This window comes from Pedobacter agri PB92 (assembly GCF_000258495.1).
GTDB lineage: Bacteria > Bacteroidota > Bacteroidia > Sphingobacteriales > Sphingobacteriaceae > Pedobacter > Pedobacter agri.
The window spans coordinates 1-884 of record NZ_AJLG01000342.1 but is presented as its reverse complement, the minus strand read 5'-3'; the positions used below and the strand labels follow the sequence as shown (position 1 = coordinate 884).

At 33.8% G+C, this 884-nt stretch carries 1 protein-coding gene; it reads left to right on the top strand.

What is annotated here, in order from left to right:
- The first annotated feature begins 174 nt into the window (after positions 1-174).
- Entirely contained in the window at positions 175-639 is a 465-nt protein-coding gene (locus tag ON09_RS23790; protein WP_010603573.1) for a hypothetical protein, read from the top strand.
- The last annotated feature ends 245 nt before the right edge of the window (positions 640-884 follow it).

The window sequence follows — 884 nt, the reverse complement described above, 5'->3', positions numbered from 1 at the left end:
TATTTCCAGAACAATGGAAATTGATATGAGGGATATGTTAGATGAAACTAATTTACCACCAGCCCTTACGCCAGAAAATAATATTTTAATGTAATCTATTTCTATTATGGAAATGCGAAAAACATTTCATCATCTTTTTATATTTAGATAAGTGTTAATCTTAAAAATTAAAAGATGAAGAATAAAATTATTTACCTGCTATTTAGTGCGATCCCATTTGTTTTTGCCTGCGGTTCATCAGATCAAAAAGCTGATTCTGCAAAAGCCGATTCGCTGATCAATGAAACGTGTTATGCCTCCTCTTTCGAAAAGGATAGTGCTGCAATGATTTTAAAAACAATGTCTTCTGGTAAAGTTACTGGTTCGTTATTAATAAAATACGGTGAAAAACCTCAGAATAACGGAAAAATAAACGGTAAGTTTCATGGTGATACACTATTAGTTGATTACCGTTTCAACACAGGTAGCGATACTACAAAGGCATTTACCAATCCGCTAGCCTTTTTAAAAAAGGATGGAAAGTTGATCATGGGGGTAGCTCAAATTGAAACCACTTTAGGGCGTTCTTATTTTGTTAAAGGTAAACCCATAAATTACGAAGCAGGGAAATTTACTTTTGTAGAAGTGCCTTGTAAGTAAGGTTTCGGATATTAAAAAGAAATTTTGTTATATAGTCTTAGCATACTGCTAAGACTTTTTTTGTTTTATTAATCTTTATATAAGCGCTAATCTTGGCGGTCGTCATTGCGAGGTACGAAGCAATCCAACAACCATCGCTATTGATCTAAGCATTAAGATTGCTTCGTGCCTCGCAATGACGAAAATAGGAATGAAAATTTTGGATAGTTTAACCACTCGCTAAGACCTTTTACTAGTGTGTACGT

What these genes read in the sequence shown, in the direction of transcription:
- ON09_RS23790 (WP_010603573.1), top strand. Translation starts at nt 175, where the DNA reads ATGAAGAATAAAATTATTTACCTGCTATTTAGTGCGATCCCATTTGTT.